Genomic DNA, 1458 nt, shown 5'->3' on the forward strand with positions numbered 1-1458 from the left:
GGCCGGGCGAAGGCCGAGGGGAGGCCGGGCGGCGGGCCGTCAGGAGTGGAACTGGTCGAAGTCGGCCTGGAGGGCCGCGAGGAACTTCTCGACGCCGACCTTGCCGCCGGCGAGCAGCTGGAGCTGTGTGGTGAGGGTGTCGGGCATCGTCGGGGTGGAGGCGTTCTGGATGAAGGGCTGGAGCCCGGAGTCCTTGACGATCCCCTGCCAGCCGGCCCGTACGTCCCCGAGCAGACCGGTCTGCTGGGGCATCGCGGCGGCGTCGGGCGCCATGAAGCCCGCCTTCGCGGTGACGGCGGAGGCCTGCCGGGTCGCGCAGAAGTCGAGGAAGGCGGCCGCGGCCGCGGGGTTCTTCGACTTGCTGGACACGCAGTAGTAGACGCCCGCGCCGGTGGTGCGCAGGGGCCCGCCCTCGGTGCCCGGCGGCATGTTGATGAGTCCGGCGTTCTCGCCGAGGCCCTTGGCGACGGCCGCGGCGGCCCAGTTGCCGCTGATCCGGAACACGCCCTCGCCCTTGGCGAACGCGGCGGTGGCGTCGTTGTCGCTGGTGCCGTTGACCTTGGGTGTGACATAGCCCTTGTCGACCCAGCGCCTGAGGGTCGTGGCGGCGGCCACGGCCTCCGGGCCGGTGATCTTGGCGTCCTTGTGCCCGAACGCCCACGCCTCGCGGTCCTCCGGCTTCAGGAAGACCGACAGCAGCACGTTGAACGCGTGGTTGAGGCCGCCGTCGAGGTTGCCCGCGACGAGGGCGGTCTCCCCGCCCGCCTTGGCCTTGGCGAACAGGTCCTCCAGCTCGGCGACGGTGGCCGGGGCCGGGGGCGCGGTGAGACCCAGCTGCTTCACCTTGGCCTTGTTGTAGTAGACGCCCTCGAAGGAGAGGCCGCCGGGCACGCCGTACAGCGCTCCGGTGCCGGCCGTCCTGCCGTCGGCGGTGAAGGTGACCTGGTCGAGGCCGGGGAACTTGCCCGCCCAGCCGTACGCCTTCCCGTACGCGCTGACGTCGAGCAGCAGACGCCCCTTGATCAGGTTGTTCATTCCCGAGACGAACTGGGCGATGTCGGGCGCGGAGTCGGCCGACATCGTCGTGTTGATGCTCTTCAGGTAGTCGTCCCAGCCGGTGTACTGCCGCTTGAAGGTGATGTTCGGGTACTTCTCGCGGAACGCGTCGAGCAGCCCCGGGGTCATGGTGGTGTCGTCCGCGTCGGCGACCACGAGGGTGATCTTGCCGGTCGGTACGGCGGTGGAGGCCGGGGAGGCGCTGCCCTCGGCGGAGGACTTGGCGCCGGGAGTGAGGCTGCCGCCGCACGCGACGAGCAGCGAGGAACCGGCTGCGGCCGCGCCGGTGGCGGCGAGGAACGCTCGTCTGGACAGCGGAGCGGGAGTGGGAGCGGGGGTGTGGCTCATGACGGTCTCCTGGAACGGCGGAGGGGAGGCGGCTGCGGAGGCGGGGCTGCGGGG

Annotated in this window: 1 protein-coding gene; it reads right to left on the reverse strand. The window is 71.5% G+C overall.

Annotated elements, in window-relative coordinates; translation table 11 throughout:
- Positions 1–39 precede the first annotated feature (39 nt).
- The coding region (locus tag FNH04_RS45905; RefSeq protein ID WP_228032066.1) for an ABC transporter substrate-binding protein at positions 40–1458 on the reverse strand (1419 nt) is incomplete at its 5' end.

The sequence above is a fragment of the Streptomyces phyllanthi genome, from assembly GCF_009377205.1.
In the GTDB taxonomy this organism is placed as follows: Bacteria; Actinomycetota; Actinomycetes; order Streptomycetales; family Streptomycetaceae; genus Streptomyces; species Streptomyces phyllanthi.